A 16,641-nucleotide genomic window follows, 5' to 3' on the forward strand; every position below is an offset into this window, starting at 1 on the left:
TCAGGACTCCTGGACCGGGTCGATGAACTCGCCGGTCTGTTGAAAGGTCTGGCCCCAGCGGGCGTGGGTCATGGTCAGGGTGAAGCGGAAGCGGCCGGCGCCGAGGTCGCGGTGCTCGACGCGGCATTGGCCCGGGCTGAGCAGCGCGGGCAGGCGCAGCCGGACCGGGCCGAGGCACCAGAGGTAATGGCGGCTCTGGAAGACGAGGGCGCCGTCGTCCTCCAGGACGTCCAGCGCCATCGCCAGACCGCCGCGGGTGCGTTCGAGCACGCCGGGCCCGTCGGGATGCGCGCGCTTGACCGACTGGACGACCCGGCGACCCAGCCGGCGGGACCAGATCACGCCGCCATGGCCGTCGGGCGTGACGGCGACCTCGACCGGCAGATCCTTCGCGCAGTCGGGCGTCAGCGGGCCGCGCAGCGGCCAGGCAAGCCAGGCCAGCACGCGACCCAGGCGCGAGCAGTGCAGGTCCATCCGGCCGGCGTAGCAGACCGGCTCCGCATGGGTGCCGAAGCGGCGCTGCACGGCTGCGGGAAGACGGGCCCACGCCTCGGCGCCCATCAGGGCGGGAAGGTCGAGGGCGGCCGGTGCCGGTGCCGGTGCCGGCGTTGGCGCTGGCGCCGAGGCCGGGACCAGGGCCGCCAATCGGGACCGGAGCTGGAGCGGGGTGCGGAAGAGGGCGTTCATGCTGCCTCTATCGCGAGAAACGGGCCACCCTGAAAACACGTCTAAGTCGTTGATTCCATTGAGGGCGAAACCACCAGCTGTGTTCGTCGTATACAGTTTCCGCCCTGTCGACTGTCTACGACGTATACACATGCTGCTGCGGGTGACGATGGGGCTGGCGCTGGCCGAGACGCTGCTGCTGGCGGGCGTGCTGCTGGCCTGGGCGGACCGGGTGGCGGGCGGGCGGTTGCTGGCGGCCTTCCTGGTCGCGATCGCGGTCTGGATCTCCGGCAACGAGCTGCCGAACTGGTTCGGCCCGGGCGTCGAGCCGTTCTCGCTGCACGTGCTGGCGACGGCGCCGCTGGCCGCCGCGGTGTTCTTCCATTTCTGCGTGGTGTTCTGCCGCGCGCCGCTGCGCCGCGGCTGGATCACCGCGGCCTACGTGCTCGGCGGCGTCGCGGTGCTGGCGTCGCAGGTGCTGCGGCCGGCGCATTTCGTCGACCATCCCGACGTGGGCCGCCTGGCCGTCGCCGAGCCGGCCGCCGTGATCACCAGCCTCTCGTGGGTGGTGCTCGGGCTGGGCGGCGTCGGCGTGCTGCTGCGCACGCTGATGCGACCGCCCATCGACGGTCGCGGCCCCGCGCGGGGTCAGGTCGCGGCCGTCACGGCCTCGTGCCTGTGGGGGCTGGCCTGTCTGGGCGGCTACGCCATCGCGCTGATGCGCTGGCCGGTCTATCCGTTCCCGCTGCTGGCCTTCCCGCTGTATCCGCTGATGCTGGTCTACGGGATCCTGCGCTACGGCGTGTTCGTCGCGAACGCCTGGGCCGGCAAGGCGCTGGTGTGGACGCTGCTGCTGGCGTCGGGCATCGCGATCGTCGGGCTGATGCCGCTGGTGCTGCCGTTCGAGTCGCGCTGGCTTAGCGGTCTGGCGGTCGCCGCCGGCTGCCTGGCGCTGAACGGACCGGTGCGGCGCTTCGTGCAGCGGCTGATCTACCCGGGCGGCGAGGTCAGCGCGCAGGACCTCGGCCGCTGGCGCGAGACGCTGCAGGCGGCCGGCAGCCTCGATCGGCTGGGCGCGGAAGCCTCCGCGCTGCTCAGCCGTCGCCTGGGCACGTCGGTGACGGTGATCGTGGAAGAGGGCGTCGAGCAGGGCATGGAGGAGGGCGTGGAGACCGCCGATCGCGCACTGCCTTCGACGGATCGCCCCGCGCTGACGATGCATCGCGACGGCGTGTCGTGGACGCCGCGCTGGACGGCGTGGGAGGCGGCACCGCCCGGACAACGCCACGTGGCGGAGCTGTTCGCGACCGTGCTGGCCGACGCGGCGCTGCGCGTCGAGCAGGCGCAGCAGGCCGCCGCGCGCGAGCGTGACCGCCAGGTCCAGGCGCGGCTCGCCGAACTGGGCGCGCTGGCCGCGACCGTGGCGCACGACATCCGCAATCCGCTCAACATCATCGGCATGGCGGTGGCGATGGCGCCGACGGAGACGCGCCAGGAGGTCGGCGCGCAGGTGGCGCGGATCGCGCACCTCACCAGCGATCTGCTGGACTACGCCAAGCCCTGGCGGCTGCAGCGCGAGCGCGTGGAGCTGCGATCCCTGATCGAGGGCGTGATCCGCCGCCAGCCCGGCGCTCGCCTGTCGGCCGCGTGGCCGGGCGAGGTCTGGGTGGAGAGCCTCGACCCGAGGCGCCTCGAGCAGGCGCTGATCAACCTCATCGAGAACGCGCGCGGCGCGTCGGCAGCGGGCTGCGAGATCGACATCGAGCTGGACGACAAGCCGGCCACCGGTCCCGGCGGCGCGCTCCTTCGGCTGCATGTCTGCGACGACGGCGCCGGTGTGCCGCAGGAGCTGCGGGAACGTCTCTTCGAACCCTTCGCCTCGCGCAGCCCGGGCGGCACCGGACTGGGACTGGCGATCGTCGCGCGCATCGCCGAGGCGCACGGCGGGCGCGCCGCGCTGACGTCCCGTCCGCCCTGGACGACCTGTTTCACGCTGGAGTTGCCGCGATGAGTTCCTCTTCCACGTCTTCGTCGACGTCCCCGATCCACGGCCGCGTCCTGCTCGTCGACGACGAGGCCGCGTTCCAGCGCCTGGGCGGCGGTTTCCTGCGCAACCTGGGGCACGAGGTCCTCACGGCGGGCGACGGCGAGGAGGCGCTGTCGACCTTCGCGCGCGAGCAGCCCGACCTCGTGCTGCTGGACCTGGCGATGCCGCCCAGCATGGACCCCGAGCAAGGCCTGACCCTGATCCCGCGCTTCAGCGGCGCGCCGGTCGTGGTGCTCACCGGTCACGCCGAGCATGAGCTCGCGCTGCGTGCGGCGGACCTCGGCGCCTGGGACTTCCTGGCCAAGCCGATCGACCCGGATCTGCTGCGTTTCGTCGTCGACCGGGCGCTGCGCAAGCGCCGGCTCGACACGGAGCTGGCGCAGCTGCGGCGCCAGCAGGGCGAGGACTCGATGGGGCTGGTCGGCCAGTCGCCGGCGCTGCAATCGCTGCGGGCGATGATCCGGCGCGTCGCGCCGACGCGCGTGAACGTGCTGGTGCTCGGACCGACGGGCACCGGCAAGGAACTGGTCGCGCGGGCGCTGCATGAGCACGGTCCGATGGCCGCGGCGCCCTTCGTGCCGGTGCACTGCGGCGCGCTGTCGGCGGAGCTGCTCGAGAGCGAGCTCTTCGGCCACATGAAGGGCAGCTTCACCGGCGCCTACCGCGATCAGCCGGGCCTGGTGGAGGTGGCGCGCGGCGGCACGCTGTTCCTCGACGAGGTCGGCGAGATGCCGCCGGCGATGCAGGTCAAGCTGCTGCGTTTCCTGCAGGAAGGCACGTACATGCCGGTCGGCGGTCGCGTGACGAAGACCAGCGAGGTGCGCGTGGTCGCGGCGACGCACCGGGATCTCGAGGCGATGGTGCGTGCCGGCGAGTTCCGCGAGGATCTGTACTACCGGCTCAAGGGCGTGGTGCTGCGGACGCCGGGCCTGGCGGAACGGCGCGGCGACGTGCCGGTGCTGGCGGCGAGTTTTGCCCGGCAGCGCGGCGCGGGCATCGCGGCGGGCGCGATGGCGTGGCTGACTGCTCGCGAGTGGCCCGGCAACGTGCGCGAACTGAAGGCAGTGGTTGATGCCGCGGCGGCGTTGCTACTGCCGGGGCAGCAGGACGTGGATGCCGAGGCGCTGTCGCTCGCGGCCGGCGAGGGGCCGGTGACGGCGTCGCCGACGCCCGCGGGCATCGACGGCGACGATCGCGGCGGCCTGCTCGACCAGGCGATGACGGAGCTGGAGCGCCGGCTCATCAGCGAGGCGATGCAGGCCACCGAGGGCAACCAGTCCGAGGCCGCCCGGCGGCTGGGGATCTCCCGGGCGGGGCTGATCAAGAAGCTCGGGAGACTGGGGTTGAAGTGAGCCGCGATCGGCATCCGGCGCTGACCGGATGCCGATGGCGGAACTCAGGACGCCCGACTCAGGCCGCGAAGCCGCCGTCGATCAGCAGGTCGGCGCCGGTGACGAAGGCCGCTTCCGGGCCCGCGAGGTAGGCCACCATCGCGGCGATCTCATCGGCCTTGCCGTGACGCGGCAGGGCCATCAGGCCGTGCAGGCCGGCGGCGAACTCGGTGTCGGCCGGGTTCATGTCGGTGTCGACCGGGCCGGGGGCCACGTTGTTGACGGTGATGCCGCGCGGGCCGAGGTCGCGGGCCAGGCCCTTCACCAGACCGACCAGCGCGGACTTGCTCATCGCGTAGACGGCGCCGCCCGCGAAGGGCATGCGCTGCGCATTGGTGCTGCCGATGTTGATGATGCGGCCGCCTTCGCGCATGTGCTTGGCGGCGGCCTGCGTGGCGACGAACACCGAGCGCACGTTGACCGAGACCGTGCGGTCGAAGTCCTCCAGCGTGAACTGGTCCAGCGGCGCGACGGCCAGCACGCCGGCGCTGTTGACGAGGATGTCCAGTCGGCCGAAGCGGTCGGCGACGCCGTCGATGGCGCGGGTGAGGGCGGCGGCGTCGTTGGCGTCCGCCTTGACGGCGATCGCCTGACCGCCGGAGGCCTTGATCTCTTCGACCAGCGCTTCGGCGGCGATGGCCGACGCCGCGTAGCCGATCGCGACGGTCGCGCCGTCGCGGGCCAGACGGCGGGCGGAGGCCGCGCCGATGCCGCGCGAGCCGCCGTGGATGAAGGCGACCTTGCCGGCCAGGACGCCGTTCGTGCCGTTGGTGGTGGTCTTGGCGGCGGTGTTGGTGGTGGTGCTCATGACGTTTCCTTTCGGAGAGGGGTGGTTGATGGGATGAACTATGGCCGTCGGCACCTGATTGCGGTAGTTGGAAAGCGGCGTGTTCAGTTTCAACCGTTGGTATAAGCTGGCGCCATGTCGACAGAACTCAGCAGCACCCTCGATGCCTTCATCGCCGCCGCCGACGAGGGCAGCTTTTCCGCGGCCGCGCGACGGCTGGGGCTGACGCCGGCGGCGGTCAGCAAGAGCGTGGCGCAGTTCGAAGTGAGGCTGGGCGTGCGGCTGTTCCAGCGCAGCACGCGCAACCTGGCGCTGACGACCGACGGCGAGCGCCTGTATGCGCAGGTGCGCCGGCCGTGGAGCGAGATCGGCGACGCGCTGACCGACCTGAGGCAGGGCGCGGGCAAGCCGGCCGGGACCTTGAAGGTCGCGCTGGCCCATACGGTGGGACGCGAGTACTTCGTGCCGATGATGGAAGCGTTCGTGCGGCGCTATCCGGATGTCGTGCCGGACCTGCATTTCGACAACCGCCAGGTCGATCTGGTGGCCGAGGGTTTCGACGTCGCCATCGGCGGCGGCATCGAGCTGACGGACGCGCTGATCGCGCGCGAGCTGGCGCGGCTGCGGATCGTGCTGGTGGCGGCTCCGGCGTATCTGGCGGCCAATCCGGTACCGAAGCAGCCGGCGGATCTGGTGCGCCATCGCGGGTTGCTGCGACGTTCGCTGGGCTCAGGACGACTGGTGCCGTGGACCTTGAAGAACAATGCGGGCCAGGAGGAAGTCGCGAGCGTGCGGCCGGTGATGGTGCTGGACGATCCGGAGGCGATGGCGCGCGCGGCGGCCAACGGCATGGGCATCGCGATGCTGCCGATGCCGCATGCCTGGCCGTTCCTGGAGCGCGGCGAGCTGGTGCGCGTGCTGCCGGCCTGGTACGCCGACGCGCTGCCGCTGGCGATCTACTACACGAGCCGCCGGCTGGTGCCGGCCAAGGTGCGGGTGTTCGTCGATCACGTGATCGAGCAGTTCAAGGCGCAGGGGTACGCGGCGAGGTTCAAGGCCGGATGAGGGGAGCGCATGGGCGCACATGGGGAGGCAAGCGAATGGAAAGCCCTGCGGCAGCGTGAGGACCCGGTCTCCGATAATGGAATGCTCTGCAAATTGCGAACCGGAGCCGCGACTGAAGGCGTGGCGAAGATCTCCATGAATAAAACCAACAACGAGCCTTTCGTGATCGGCGTTGCCGGCGGCAGCGGCAGCGGCAAATCGACCGTGACGCGCCAGGTCCTGGCCTCCATCGGGCCCAAGCGGGTGGCGGTGGTGATGCTGGACGACTACTACCTGGACCAGTCGCACATGTCGCCGCAAGACCGGCGGCAGCAGAACTACGACCACCCCGACGCCTTCGACTGGCCGCTGATGACGGCGCACGTGGCGTCGCTGTGCAAGGGGGAGGCGATCGAGATGCCGGTGTACGACTTCGCGGCCGACAACCGTTCCTCGCAGACCATCACGGTGAAGCCCGCGCCGGTGGTCGTGGTGGAGGGCCTTTACGCGCTGTACGACCCCGAGCTGAGCAAGCTGATGTCGCTGAAGATCTACGTGGACACCGCCTCCGACGTGCGTTTCATCCGCCGGCTCCAGCGCGACATCCAGGAACGCGGGCGCAGCACCGAGAGCGTGGTGAACCAGTATCTGGAAACCGTGCGCCCGATGCACAAGCAGTTCATCGAGCCGACCAAGCGCAATGCCGACGTCATCCTGCCGCACGGGGCCAACGGTCCGGCGGTGGACATCATCACCACCAAGGTGATGAGCCTGGTGCGTGACATCGACCCCCACTGATCTGGAGCCTCCGCCATGTTCCCGTTCTTCAAGCGCCTGTGCCTGATCCTGCTGACCGGTGGTCTGCTCGCTGGCCCCGCGTGGGCGGCTGAGGATCCAGTGCCCGTGGAGGGCGACTTCATCGCCCGCAACTTCCGCTTCGCCAGCGGCGAGGTGCTGCCCGAGCTCAAGCTGCATTACCGCACGCTGGGCAAGCCGCAGCGCGACGCCAGCGGCCGCGTCAGCAATGCGGTGCTGATCATGCACGGCACCGGCGGCACCGGAGGGCAGTTCATCCGGCCCGAGTTCTCCGGCGAACTGTTCGGTGCCGGCGCGCTGCTGGACGCCAGCCGCTACTACCTGATCCTGCCCGACGGCATCGGCCACGGCGCCTCGTCCAAGCCCAGCGACGGCCTGCGGGCGAGATTCCCGCGCTACGGCTACGAAGACATGGTGCGGGCGCAGTACCTGCTGGTCACCGAGGGCCTCCAGGTCGATCATCTGCGCCTGGTCATGGGCACCTCGATGGGCGGCATGCACACGTGGCTGTGGGGCCAGCGCTATCCGGACTTCATGGATGCGCTGATGCCGCTGGCCAGCCTGCCGACGCAGATCGCCGGCCGCAACCGGCTGTGGCGCCGGGTCGTCATCGATGCGATCCGGAACGACCCGGCCTGGCAGGGCGGCAACTACAAGCGCCAGCCGCCCAGCCTGGGCACGGCGAGCGAAATGCTGATGCTGATGTCCAGCAACCCGGTGCTGCGTCAGCAGCAATGGCCGACCCTGGCCGCCGCTGACGCGGCCATCGCCGCGGCCGTGGCCAGCGGCGAGAAGAACAGCGATGCCAACGACACGCTCTACGCGCTGGAGTCTTCGCGCGACTACGACCCCAACCCGGGACTGGAGCGGATCAAGGCGCCGCTGCTGGCGGTCAATTCGGCGGACGACCTGATCAACCCACCCGAGCTGGCCCTGCTGGAGCGGGAGATCCAACGCGTTCCGCGCGGCAAGGCGATCGTCATTCCGCTCAGCCCGGCCACGCGCGGGCACGGCTCGCACACGGTGGCAACGCTGTGGAAAGAGGCGCTGGCGACGCTGCTGGCCGACTCTGGCAGGTAAGACACGCGGCGAGGTTCAAGGCGGGGGGAGGGCAGAGTTAGTCCTTAGGTCGCTCGTCTTGAGCGGCCGCCGCGGAATGCATAGACTCGCGCCTTCATGCGTCCTTGATGAGTGCTTCACACCCTCTTCATGCGACGGGCTTCGCCCCCACATGCCGCTCGGTCGGCGATCAATTGAAGGTTTTGCATGTTCCGCTTGTTCGCTGTCTCGATCTGCCTCGCGAGCCTGGTCGGTTGCGCTTCCCAGAAGCCGGATCCGTCTGTGACGCCGGTAAAGCCGCCCGCCAATGCGGCGGTCGACTGCGAGAGTCGGGAACCTGAACTCGGCAGCATGGTCAAGCGCCGCAAGTGCGTCGCCGTGGTCAGCGCCGAGGAGAAGGCGCAGCGCAAGGAGGCTTACAAGGAAGCTCTGGATCGCGCGCTCAACGCCGAGCCGGTTGCTCGGTGACGCCAGGGCGTGGTGAGCGCGGGGAGGGGGCTCAGGCCGGTTGCCGCAGGAAGCGCTCGATCTCGCTCGCGATCAGCTGCGGCTGTTCATGCACGATCCAGTGCGTGGCGCCGGGCACCTTGATGAGCGCCATCCGCGGCACGTAGTCCTCGAGCCCGTCGAGCAGTCCGGGCAGCAGCGCGGTGTCGTCCAATGCCCAGAACACGAGTGTCGGCATGGTCACCATGAGGCGCTCGCGCGGCAGCACCGGGATGGCGTCGATGGATTGACCGGGCAAGGGCGGCTTCATCGGCGTCACGCGATAGAGATTGCAGGCGCCGGTGAGTCCGGCGCGCCAGACCTCGCGGTACTGCTGCTTGAGGTCCTCGGTGAGCCACCCGAAGCCGTCGGGGCCGGCCTGCATGTTGGTGAAGAACGTCCACAGACGCTGGAAGTCGTCTTCAGCGAGCAGCGCCTCGGCATCGGGCCGGGCGAGGAAGTTCATGTACGCGCTGGCCTCGCGCTGCGCCTCGCTGTTGCGCAGCTCGCGGGACAAGGTGCCCGCATGCGGCGAGTTGATGATGACCAGCTTGCCGATCAACGCCGGGAAGGCGTTGGCGAAACCCCAGGCGAAGGCCCCGCCCCAGTCATGCGCCACGAGCGCGGCGATCGTGCCGTCGGCGCGTTCGGAGGCGGCGAGCTGCTGGATGTCCTGGATCGGGAGCTGGGCCTTGTAGGCAGCGACTTCTTTCGGCGCGCTCGATCGTTCGAAGCCGCGCAGATTCGGCGCGATGCAGCGGTAGCCGCCGTGCGCGGGGTCGGCGAAGAACGTCAGCAACTCGTCCCAGATGAACGCCGCCTCGGGGAAGCCGTGCAGGAGCACCATCAGCGGCCTGCCGGGCTCGCCGGCGGCGCGGCAGCTCAGGGTGATGCCGTTGGGGAGGCGGCGTTGGAAGGTCTGGATCATGCGTGCTCCTCCGAGTCGTGTCCCGCCCCGGGAAGCTACCTCAAGCCGCGCTGATCCGCTGCTGCGTCGGTGACGCGTCCGGCCACAAACTATTTCAACGTCGGGGCCGCCTTGGGCGGCGGATTGCAGACCAAGTAGGCGTTGTAAGTCTGCAGCGTGATGGAGATGAGCAATAGTGCGAGCCCAACCCCTGACAGCGCTGCGGCAGGAAGCAGCATCTCTGTCATCACGACGGACGAGACCAGCTCGGTATAGGCGCCGATACATGCCGCTTTCTCGCCCTCCGTCCCGATCAACGTCATCGTTAAGCCCACCTTCGCCAGCACATTGGAAGTGACGAACACGCCAACGGCGCCCGGGCCAGAGAGCTTGGAGACGTCTGCCAATGTCTTCGAGTACTTGAAAATCGAGATCATGTAGGAGGCGGAACGCACCCCATCCACCACACGCCGATCAGCATTCGCCGCTTTGGTCATATTGGCTGCACCGCTGGCGACGGCAGAGATGCCCGCTAGGTAGCTTTGCCTTTCGATTGATCTCAGCAAATCGAACGTCGTCTTCAAGAGCTTCGGGTTGGTCCGAACGATGCGTGCTTGTTCACCGCCGTATCGCATGAGGGCGTCGACCAATTCCGATTCGCGTAGAGTGCCGTCATCCGCATGGCACGTTAGGCTCGCAGTCGAAGGCATAGATCCTCCCGAGGTATGCACGATTCGATTGAATTAGCTTGCGAATGTCATCCTTCCTTTTGAGGACGCATGACTGGCGCCTGACACGGGCCAGCGTCGACCTTCTTTAGCTAACTGGGGGGGGGCTCCGGGACGTTCTTCTCCGGCCGCCTCGCGCGCCGATAGCGCGCCGGCGCCTCGCCCACGATCCGTTTGAACGCGGCGCTGAAGGCGCTCTCGGACGCATAGCCCAGGGAGAATGCGACGGTCGAGATCCGGGCATCGCTTTCCACCAGGGCTCTTGCGGCCAGCCGGATCCTGAGCTGCGCCAGATAGGCCAGCGGCGCGAGCCCGGCGCTGGCCTTGAAATGCGCGGCGAAGCTCGCGCGCGACATGCTGCAAGCGCTTGCGAGCTCGTGCAGCCCCCAGGAACGTTCCGGCGCCGCGTGCAACAGTTGCACCGCAGGCGCGAGACGCTGGTTGCCCAGCAGACGCAGCCAGCCCGGAGCGATCGCCGCGTCCGACTCCAGATGCGCGCGCAGGATCTGGATGAACATGAGATGGGCGATGTGGGCCGATGCCGCGGCGACACCCAGCCGCGCCTCGGTCCGCTCGCGCACGAGTTGCGCGAGCAGATCCTGAAGAACCGCCGCATGCGGCGACCCGTGCTTGATCAGCACCGTCGTCGGAAGCGACGCCAGTAGCGCAGCTCCCAAGGTCTCATCGAGATCGACCTTGCCGCCCACCATCGAGAAGCCTTCGCCCTCGCCGTCACCGTCGCCCAGGCGGCGAAGGTTTCCCGTTGCGGAGACGGGGATGTCGGCGAGGTCAATGGGCTTCGCTTGAAGGTCCGTCGCCAGCACGGCCGTGCGCGGCGACGCACGCAACAGGAAATCGCCGGGCTCAAGCAGAAGAGGGCGGTCCGCCCCCTCCATCGCGCACCAGCAGCTGCCGTGGACGATGCCCCAGAAGTTCACGCGATCCGATGCCGGAAAGCGGATCGCCCAGTCGCCATCGGCGATCAGGCTGCCCGACACGAGCGATTTCGCGTCGATCAACCTCAGGACATCGGAGAACGGATCATCGGCCACGTCTGGATTATGGAGCAACAGAACTGGACGCCACGATATTCAAAGTCCAGAACCGTGAGCCTATCGTGGCGACATGTTCCTTTCCTCCACAAGTTCCTGAAGGAGTTCCCATGACAGAACGAACCTGGTTCATCACAGGCATCAGCAGCGGCTTCGGCCGTCACATGACCGAGCAACTGCTCGCGCGCGGCGACCGTGTCGTCGGCACGGTTCGACAGCACGCTGCGGTCGCCGATCTGAAGTCGAAGCACGGAGATCGTCTTTCGCTTCATCTGCTCGATGTCACCGATGGCGACGCCGTCCGACGCGTCGTCACGCAGGCGTTCGCTGATCTGGGACGCATCGACGTGATCGTCAACAACGCCGGTTACGGACTCTTCGGCGCGGCGGAATCGTTCACCGACGAGCAGGTGGAACGCCAGCTCGACACCAATCTGCTGGGGTCCATCCAGGTGGCGCGCGCCGCGCTACCGCATCTGCGGGCTCAAGGCGGCGGACGGATCCTGCAGCTGTCCTCGGTCGGCGGCCAAGCCGCATTTCCAGGCGGCTCGCTGTACCACGCCACCAAATGGGGCATCGAAGGCTTCATTGAAGGCTTGAACCTGGAAGTAGCCGCCTTCGGCATCGCAGCGACGCTGGTGGAACCGGGAGGGGCTCGCACCGAGTTCCGCTACGGAGGTTCGCAGCTGGGGGCTTGGCTGGAAGCCTATGCGTCGACGCCGATCGCGCAGGTGCATCGCATGATCGAGGAAGCGACCGTGCAGCCGCAGGGAGACCCGGCTCAGATGGTCCGGCTGATGATCGACAGCGTGGATCAAACACCGGCGCCGAAACGTCTGGCGCTCGGAAGCGACGCGTACTCCGCCATGCACCGGGCATTGACCGCACGTCTGGCGGAGCTGGAATCCCAGAAGGAGACGGCGTTCTCGACCGACTTTCCAGCCGGGAACTGAGGCAAATGGCAGGAGGCGCTCCGGCACCTTCCGCCATCCATAAGACTGACAATGTGCATTATGTGACTATACGGATTCAGGTGGCGGAGTGCGCCACAGGGTCCGCTTAGATCGGCTGCGCCAGCACCTCCAGCGACTGCTCCACCAACTGCGTCTGTTCCTCGATCGGCCGCCCGGCCTGCTCCCGGCGGCCGATCTCCAGTGAGTTCTCCACCACCAGCCGGCAGCGTGCGTACCGCCGCGCCATGTAGCGCTCGAAGGCCGACTCGACGTCCGTCGACTCGTCCAGGCAGTCCCGCAGCACCAGCGCATCCTCCACCGCCAGTCCGGCGCCGGACGCCAGCTGCGGCGTCGTCGGATGCGCCGCATCGCCGATGAGCAACACCCGACCCCGGTACCACGGTCCGGGCATCAGGAACGCCTCCAGCGGTCGCAGCACGATCTCGGAACGCGGCGACAGCCCCTCGGCGATCTCCCGCAGCACGCCGCCGTAGGCGCTCAGCAGTTCGCGCAGACGCAGGTGCAGATCCGCTTCGGGCACCCGCAGCTTCTCCGTCGAGTTCTGCAGCAGGAACAGGTACATCTCGTCGGCCGACACCGGCGTCAGCCCGACCTTGTACGGACCGCCGAGGAAGAAATGCCGCCGGTCGATGCCATCCGGACGCGGCAGCTTCAGCCGCCACGCGTTCTGCCCCGTGAACGCCGGACGCGGCGCGTCGGGGAAGATCAGGTCGCGAACGCGCGAGAACAGCCCGTCCGCGCCGATCACGAGATCGAAGCGCCCCGAGCTCCCGTCGGTGAACGTCACCGAGACGCCGTCGCCGTCATCGTCGCAACGCGCCACCGACAGCCCCAGCCGCACCTGCACCCCCGCGGCGCGCACCCGTGTCGACAGGATCGTGTGCAGCAGCGGCCGCAGGATGCCGCCGCAGCCGGGGATGCCGTCCTGCTCGCGCACGGGCGTCGGCAGCACCCGCAACGGCGCGCCATCCACGCCGCACACCTGGATGCCGTGGCCCGTGTAAGCCTTGGCCATGATGTCCTCGAGCACCCCCAGCGCCTTGAACGCCCGCAGCGTCGGCCCGGTGATGGTGATGCCCGCGCCGTAGACCCGCCATTGCGGGTCCAGGTCGATGAGCTCGATGTCCACGCCCGATTCGGCCAGGGCGATCGCGGCCGACATGCCCCCGATGCCTCCGCCCACGATCAATGCGCGTCGCTGCTGCATGCTGTTTCCTGTTGTTCTGCCTGGAGTCGGCCCGACCCACGCGACCACCGCGTGTCCGGGCTCCCGGCGATGCGGGCAGCGTAGCCAGCGCCCTCACCCGCGCTTGTCCAGGAGCGTCGGCGGTTTTGACTCGGCCGGCATCGGGGCGCTTCCAGGCGGACGGCCCGGTCCGGCGCCGGCACCGCCGCAGTCCCGCTGCACATCCAGTCAACGATCCCTGCGCGCCGGAGAAAGCCGGCGCGCCCGCGATTCCTAGCATGCCCGCAGGCCCGGATCGACCGCCACCGACGAGCATGGCGCACGGCCGGGCGCTTGAACCACCCGAGAGGAATCGCTCATGACAACCGTTGAACAGCACCCCGTCTCCGGCAACGTGCAAGGCCGTCCCAAGACGCTGGCCGAGGCCAAGCAGTGGATGAAGGACAAGCTCGCCGCCAAGGTCCATCCGATGAACCTGATCGATCCCGTCGAAGGGCTGCGGCTGATCGACCAGCTCGAAGGCCTGGACGGCGAGGCCTGGGCCGCCGTGTGGGGACGCGCCGGCGACGAGGCGCGTCATCGCGCCGACCAGGCGCGCGACAGCGGCGACAGGAGCGCCGCCGCCGCCGCGTACATGGCCGCCAGCGGCTACTACTTCATGGGCCGCTTCCCCTGCCCCAACCATCCGGCCAAGGAACGCTGCGCCCAGGCCGAGCGCGAGACCTACGTCGCCGCGGGCGCGCTGTGGCCCGACCCCGTGCAACGGGTGACCCTGCCCTTCGACGGCCGCGAGGGCGAAGGCCGGGAGATCGTCTTCCTGGTGCGCCGTCCCGCCGGCGTCGCGCGTCCGCCCGTGGTGCTGATGTGGGGCGGCGTCGATGCGTGGAAGGAACAGATGACCGCCGCGTGCAACGCCTTCCTCGCCGCCGGCATCGCCACCATCGCGATGGACAACGCCGGCACCGGCGAATCGCCCGTGCGCGGCGTGCAGGACGCAGAACGCCAGTTCTATCCGGTGATGGGCTGGGCCGCCGCGCAGAAAGACCTTCGCGGCGACCGCCTCGGGCTGCTGGGCCGCTCCTTCGGCGGCTACTGGGCGACGAAGCTCGCGCACCTGCTGCCCGAGCGCGTCACCGCCGCCGTCAACTGGGGCGGCGGCGCGCACCACATGTTCCAGCCGGAGTGGGTGGAGGCCTCGCGCTATCCGGACAGCTACCTGATGGAGCTGGTCGAGACCCGCTGCCGCATGCTGGGCGCGCGCGACGACGCCGAGTACCTGGCCTTCTTCAAACGCCTATCCCTGGTGGACCAGGGCCTGCTGGACCAGCCGAGCGCCCCGCTCCTTCTGGTCAACGGCAAGGAGGACCGCCAGTGCCCGATCGCCGACATCCACCTGCTCACCGAACACGGCAGCCCCAAGGCGGTCCGCTTCTTCCCCGGCGGCCACATGGGCAACACGCCGCAGACGCTGCCCACCATCGTGACCTGGCTGCACGGGCACCTGACCAGCGGCTCGGAGGCGGCATGAGCGGCGCCGGCAACTGGGTGCAGCGCATCCCCTCCCCCTCGGCCTACTGGCTCAATCGCGTGCTCTACGACGTGCATCACGACGCGGGCCAGCTGGCGAGCTACCGCACCGACGCCGCCGCCTACCTGTCCGCGGTTCCGCTGGACGACGCGCTGCGCACCGCCATCCGCACCAACGACATCGGCGCGATGTACCTCGCGGGCGCCAACCCGTATCTGCTGCGCGCGCATTGCCTCGGTCTGCACATCCCGGAGCCGGCCTTCCTCGCCTCGCTGCGCGCCGTGGGCGCGAAGGAGAGCGCCCATGGCTGAACTTGTCGGCATCTTCGCGGCGAGCCACACGCCGGTCATGCTCAACTTCCCCGAGGCCGTGCCCGAGCAGGAACGGCGCGAGGTCTTCGACGCCTTCGAGACCATGGGCCGGCGCATCGCCGACGCGCGGCCGGACGCGGTGATCGTCATCTCCGACGACCACGTCCACAACTTCTTCTTCGACAACTTCCCGGCCTTCTGCATCGGCGCCGCGGCGCAGTACGAGACGCCCGTCGAGCATTGGCTCAAGGCCGAGCGCCAGACCCTGCGTGGCGACGCGGGGCTGGGCGCCCATCTGATCGGCCAGGCGCTGGAGGACGGCTTCGATCCGTCGTTCTCGATCGACCTGACCCTGGACCACGGTGCGCTCACGCCGCTGCTGCTGGCCGGATTGGTGCCTGGCGTGACCGTGGTGCCGCTGATGGTGAACTGCGTGCAGCCGCCCTTGCCCACGATGCGGCGCTGCGTGGACTGGGGGCGCTTCCTGCGCCGCGCCGTCCACGCCCATGCCGGCTGCGAGCGCGTGGCCATCCTTGCCACCGGCGGCCTGAGCCACGACATCGCGACGCCGCGCATGGGCCTGGTGAACGAGGACTTCGACCGCGGACTGCTGGAGCGGCTGGTCAGCGGCGACACCGACGAGCTGGTGAGCTTCGCACGCGACCGGGTGCACACCGCCGGCAACGGGGCGGAGGAGATCCGCACCTGGCTGATGGCCCACGGCGCGGCGGACGGGCGGCCCTGCCGGCCGATCTTCTACCGCGCGATCAGCCGCTGGTACACCGGCATCGGCCTGGCGGAGTGGACGCTGTGAGCGAAGCGCGACTGCCCTTCCCCCTCCCCCATGCCTTGGCGCCGCTGCATGTGCGACGCGACGGACGCGACGGACGCGATGGGCGGAGCGACGCGGACACCCCTCGCACCCTGGTGCTGCTGCACGCGATCTGCACCAGCGGCGCCCTGTGGACCCCGCAGCTGGACGCGTGGCGACCGGCCTTCCGCCTGCTCTGCGTGGATCTGCCGGGACACGGCGAGAGCGCCCCGCTGGCCGGCGATGCCACGCTGGCCGATGTCGCCGACGCGCTGGCGGCCACGCTGGACGCGCACGGCGAGTCGCGCGTCACGCTGGTCGGCACCTCCTGGGGATCGATGGTGGCGCAGGCCTTCGCACTGCGGCATCCGTCGCGCACGGCCTCGCTGGTGCTGGCGCACGCCGGTTCGACCACCAGCGCGGAGGGGGCCGCGCTCTGGGAGCGTCGGCTGAGCGACTACGACGCCGCGCCGGTCGAGCAGCACGTGCGCGCCACGGTCGACCGCTGGTTGTCGCCGGTCGTGGCGCAGGCGTCGCCGACGACGACGCGCTGGCTCGAAGGCCTGGTGCGCTCGACGAGCCGCGAGGGCTACCGCCAGGCGGTGCGCACGATCCAGCGTCTGGACCACCTCGCGGTCCTGTCCGCCATCGAGTGCCCCGCGCTGGTCATCGCCGGCGCGGCCGACCGCGCCGTGCCGCTGGCCGCGGTGCGGACCGTCGCCGCCACCCTCCCCGCGGCGGACTTCGTCGCGCTGGACACCGGCCACATGAGCAACGTGGAAGAGCCCGCGACCTTCGCGGCGCTGGTGAGCGGATTCGTCCGCGCCGCACCACGCTAGTCGGGATCC

Annotated in this window: 17 protein-coding genes; 11 read left to right on the forward strand and 6 right to left on the reverse strand. The window is 69.5% G+C overall.

What is annotated here, in order from left to right; translation table 11 throughout:
- Positions 1–687, reverse strand: coding sequence for a DUF4166 domain-containing protein (locus tag ACQZ13_RS15290; RefSeq protein ID WP_431045809.1), 687 nt, complete (start codon positions 685–687; stop codon positions 1–3).
- 130 nt (positions 688–817) lie between these two features.
- Between ACQZ13_RS15290 and ACQZ13_RS15295 the strand changes: the two genes are divergently transcribed.
- Together ACQZ13_RS15295 and ACQZ13_RS15300 are read left to right on the forward strand one after the other, a co-directional pair.
- Complete coding sequence (locus ACQZ13_RS15295; RefSeq protein ID WP_431045811.1) at positions 818–2,677, forward strand: sensor histidine kinase; 1,860 nt, start codon at positions 818–820, stop codon at positions 2,675–2,677.
- Complete coding sequence (locus ACQZ13_RS15300) at positions 2,674–4,065, forward strand: sigma-54-dependent transcriptional regulator (protein ID WP_431045813.1); 1,392 nt, start codon at positions 2,674–2,676, stop codon at positions 4,063–4,065. Before ACQZ13_RS15295 ends, ACQZ13_RS15300 begins: the two co-directional genes overlap by 4 nt.
- 58 nt (positions 4,066–4,123) lie before the next feature.
- Here ACQZ13_RS15300 and ACQZ13_RS15305 read toward each other — a convergent pair whose 3' ends face one another.
- Positions 4,124–4,912, reverse strand: a complete 789-nt coding sequence (locus ACQZ13_RS15305) for an SDR family oxidoreductase (RefSeq protein WP_431045815.1) — start codon at positions 4,910–4,912, stop codon at positions 4,124–4,126.
- Between the two features lie 114 nt (positions 4,913–5,026).
- Here ACQZ13_RS15305 and ACQZ13_RS15310 point away from each other — a divergent pair, with 114 nt between their 5' ends.
- The 4 genes from ACQZ13_RS15310 (at position 5,027) to ACQZ13_RS15325 (ending at position 8,278) form a co-directional block, all read left to right on the forward strand.
- Entirely contained in the window at positions 5,027–5,956 is a 930-nt protein-coding gene (locus tag ACQZ13_RS15310) for a LysR family transcriptional regulator (protein ID WP_431045817.1), read from the forward strand.
- Positions 5,957–6,091: 135 nt separating this feature from the next.
- Complete coding sequence (gene udk / locus ACQZ13_RS15315; RefSeq protein WP_431045819.1) at positions 6,092–6,733, forward strand: uridine kinase; 642 nt, start codon at positions 6,092–6,094, stop codon at positions 6,731–6,733.
- 15 nt (positions 6,734–6,748) lie between these two features.
- Entirely contained in the window at positions 6,749–7,831 is a 1,083-nt protein-coding gene (locus tag ACQZ13_RS15320) for an alpha/beta fold hydrolase (protein WP_431045821.1), read from the forward strand.
- A 186-nt stretch (positions 7,832–8,017) separates the two neighbouring features.
- Entirely contained in the window at positions 8,018–8,278 is a 261-nt protein-coding gene (locus ACQZ13_RS15325; RefSeq protein ID WP_431045823.1) for a hypothetical protein, read from the forward strand.
- 31 nt (positions 8,279–8,309) lie between these two features.
- On the opposite strand, the gene ACQZ13_RS15330 is transcribed toward ACQZ13_RS15325, so the two are convergent.
- From ACQZ13_RS15330 to ACQZ13_RS15340, 3 genes are all read right to left on the reverse strand, one after another.
- Entirely contained in the window at positions 8,310–9,224 is a 915-nt protein-coding gene (locus ACQZ13_RS15330) for an alpha/beta fold hydrolase (RefSeq protein WP_431045825.1), read from the reverse strand.
- A gap of 89 nt (positions 9,225–9,313) precedes the next feature.
- A complete protein-coding gene (locus ACQZ13_RS15335) occupies positions 9,314–9,853 on the reverse strand; it encodes a hypothetical protein (RefSeq protein WP_431045827.1) in 540 nt (179 codons plus the stop codon).
- 170 nt (positions 9,854–10,023) lie between these two features.
- A complete protein-coding gene (locus ACQZ13_RS15340) occupies positions 10,024–10,983 on the reverse strand; it encodes an AraC family transcriptional regulator (RefSeq protein ID WP_431045829.1) in 960 nt (319 codons plus the stop codon).
- Between the two features lie 110 nt (positions 10,984–11,093).
- On the opposite strand from ACQZ13_RS15340, the gene ACQZ13_RS15345 reads away from it, so the two are divergent.
- Positions 11,094–11,936 (forward strand): SDR family oxidoreductase, encoded by an 843-nt coding sequence (locus tag ACQZ13_RS15345; RefSeq protein WP_431045831.1) that lies wholly within the window; start codon positions 11,094–11,096, stop codon positions 11,934–11,936.
- Positions 11,937–12,042: 106 nt separating this feature from the next.
- On the opposite strand, the gene ACQZ13_RS15350 is transcribed toward ACQZ13_RS15345, so the two are convergent.
- Positions 12,043–13,164: an FAD-dependent oxidoreductase gene (locus tag ACQZ13_RS15350; RefSeq protein ID WP_431045833.1), complete on the reverse strand. Its 1,122-nt coding sequence runs from the start codon at positions 13,162–13,164 to the stop codon at positions 12,043–12,045.
- A 337-nt stretch (positions 13,165–13,501) separates the two neighbouring features.
- Between ACQZ13_RS15350 and ACQZ13_RS15355 the strand changes: the two genes are divergently transcribed.
- Genes ACQZ13_RS15355 through ACQZ13_RS15370 form a run of 4 tightly spaced genes read left to right on the forward strand, consistent with a single transcriptional unit; the run spans position 13,502 to position 16,632 of the window.
- Positions 13,502–14,671, forward strand: coding sequence for an alpha/beta hydrolase family protein (locus ACQZ13_RS15355; RefSeq protein ID WP_431045835.1), 1,170 nt, complete (start codon positions 13,502–13,504; stop codon positions 14,669–14,671).
- The gene (locus ACQZ13_RS15360) at positions 14,668–14,982 is read left to right on the forward strand and encodes a subunit of meta cleavage enzyme (RefSeq protein WP_431045837.1); all 315 of its coding nucleotides are present in this window, start codon (positions 14,668–14,670) and stop codon (positions 14,980–14,982) included. The genes ACQZ13_RS15355 and ACQZ13_RS15360 overlap by 4 nt, the downstream gene beginning before the upstream one ends.
- Positions 14,975–15,796: a 2,3-dihydroxyphenylpropionate 1,2-dioxygenase gene (locus ACQZ13_RS15365; RefSeq protein ID WP_431045839.1), complete on the forward strand. Its 822-nt coding sequence runs from the start codon at positions 14,975–14,977 to the stop codon at positions 15,794–15,796. The genes ACQZ13_RS15360 and ACQZ13_RS15365 overlap by 8 nt, the downstream gene beginning before the upstream one ends.
- Positions 15,793–16,632 carry an alpha/beta fold hydrolase gene (locus ACQZ13_RS15370; protein WP_431045841.1) on the forward strand — a complete coding sequence of 280 codons (840 nt, stop codon included), beginning with the start codon at positions 15,793–15,795 and terminating at the stop codon, positions 16,630–16,632. Before ACQZ13_RS15365 ends, ACQZ13_RS15370 begins: the two co-directional genes overlap by 4 nt.
- Positions 16,633–16,641: the final 9 nt, after the last annotated feature.

Source organism: Roseateles sp. L2-2, from assembly GCF_050613215.1.
Taxonomy (GTDB): Bacteria; Pseudomonadota; Gammaproteobacteria; order Burkholderiales; family Burkholderiaceae_C; genus Roseateles; species Roseateles noduli.

Coding starts and splice junctions, on each gene's coding strand:
- ACQZ13_RS15290 (WP_431045809.1), bottom strand. CDS start 687: ATGAACGCCCTCTTCCGCACCCCGCTCCAGCTCCGGTCCCGATTGGCG.
- ACQZ13_RS15295 (WP_431045811.1), top strand. CDS start 818: ATGCTGCTGCGGGTGACGATGGGGCTGGCGCTGGCCGAGACGCTGCTG.
- ACQZ13_RS15300 (WP_431045813.1), top strand. CDS start 2,674: ATGAGTTCCTCTTCCACGTCTTCGTCGACGTCCCCGATCCACGGCCGC.
- ACQZ13_RS15305 (WP_431045815.1), bottom strand. CDS start 4,912: ATGAGCACCACCACCAACACCGCCGCCAAGACCACCACCAACGGCACG.
- ACQZ13_RS15310 (WP_431045817.1), top strand. CDS start 5,027: ATGTCGACAGAACTCAGCAGCACCCTCGATGCCTTCATCGCCGCCGCC.
- udk (WP_431045819.1), top strand. CDS start 6,092: ATGAATAAAACCAACAACGAGCCTTTCGTGATCGGCGTTGCCGGCGGC.
- ACQZ13_RS15320 (WP_431045821.1), top strand. CDS start 6,749: ATGTTCCCGTTCTTCAAGCGCCTGTGCCTGATCCTGCTGACCGGTGGT.
- ACQZ13_RS15325 (WP_431045823.1), top strand. CDS start 8,018: ATGTTCCGCTTGTTCGCTGTCTCGATCTGCCTCGCGAGCCTGGTCGGT.
- ACQZ13_RS15330 (WP_431045825.1), bottom strand. CDS start 9,224: ATGATCCAGACCTTCCAACGCCGCCTCCCCAACGGCATCACCCTGAGC.
- ACQZ13_RS15345 (WP_431045831.1), top strand. CDS start 11,094: ATGACAGAACGAACCTGGTTCATCACAGGCATCAGCAGCGGCTTCGGC.
- ACQZ13_RS15350 (WP_431045833.1), bottom strand. CDS start 13,164: ATGCAGCAGCGACGCGCATTGATCGTGGGCGGAGGCATCGGGGGCATG.
- ACQZ13_RS15355 (WP_431045835.1), top strand. CDS start 13,502: ATGACAACCGTTGAACAGCACCCCGTCTCCGGCAACGTGCAAGGCCGT.
- ACQZ13_RS15360 (WP_431045837.1), top strand. CDS start 14,668: ATGAGCGGCGCCGGCAACTGGGTGCAGCGCATCCCCTCCCCCTCGGCC.
- ACQZ13_RS15365 (WP_431045839.1), top strand. CDS start 14,975: ATGGCTGAACTTGTCGGCATCTTCGCGGCGAGCCACACGCCGGTCATG.